Annotated in this window: 1 protein-coding gene; it reads left to right on the top strand. The window is 42.2% G+C overall.

The genetic code is table 11. From position 1 onward, the window contains the following. A partial coding sequence (gene argF, locus HMPREF3270_RS11050) for an ornithine carbamoyltransferase (RefSeq protein ID WP_070867260.1) occupies positions 1 to 683 on the top strand: 683 nt, incomplete at both ends.

Raw genomic sequence — 683 nt, 5'->3', positions numbered from 1 at the left:
GGTATTGAGCAACAAACACTTAAAGGAAAAAACATTGCATTAATTTTCGAAAAAGACTCAACTCGTACTCGTTGCGCATTTGAAGTTGCGGCAGCTGACCAAGGTGCAAGCACTACTTACCTTGGACCAACTGGTTCTCAAATGGGCAAAAAAGAAACAGCAGCAGATACAGCTCGCGTTTTAGGTGGGATGTATGACGGCATCGAATATCGCGGATTCTCTCAACGTACTGTTGAAACATTAGCTGAAGAATCAGGCGTGCCGGTATGGAACGGTTTAACTGACGAAGATCACCCAACACAAGTATTAGCTGACTTCCTAACAGCTAAAGAAGTATTGAAAAAACCTTATCACGAAATCAACTTCACTTACGTAGGCGACGGCCGCAACAACGTTGCGAATGCGTTGATGCAAGGTGCAGCAATCATGGGTATGCGTTTCAACCTTGTTTGCCCTAAAGAATTGAATCCTACGGATGAATTATTGAACCGTTGTAAAGAAATCGCTGAAGAAAACGGCGGCGAAATCTTAGTAACAGACGACATCGATAAAGGTGTTAAAGATTCAGACGTACTTTACACAGACGTATGGGTATCTATGGGTGAACCAGATGAAGTTTGGGAAGAACGTATCAAATTATTGAAACCTTACCAAGTAAACCAAGACATGATCGAAAAAACAGG

It is taken from the genome of Staphylococcus sp. HMSC65H10, from assembly GCF_001839185.1.
GTDB lineage: Bacteria > Bacillota > Bacilli > Staphylococcales > Staphylococcaceae > Staphylococcus > Staphylococcus simulans.
The sequence above is the reverse complement of the archived record's forward strand: the minus strand, read 5'-3'. Positions and strand labels throughout refer to the sequence as shown.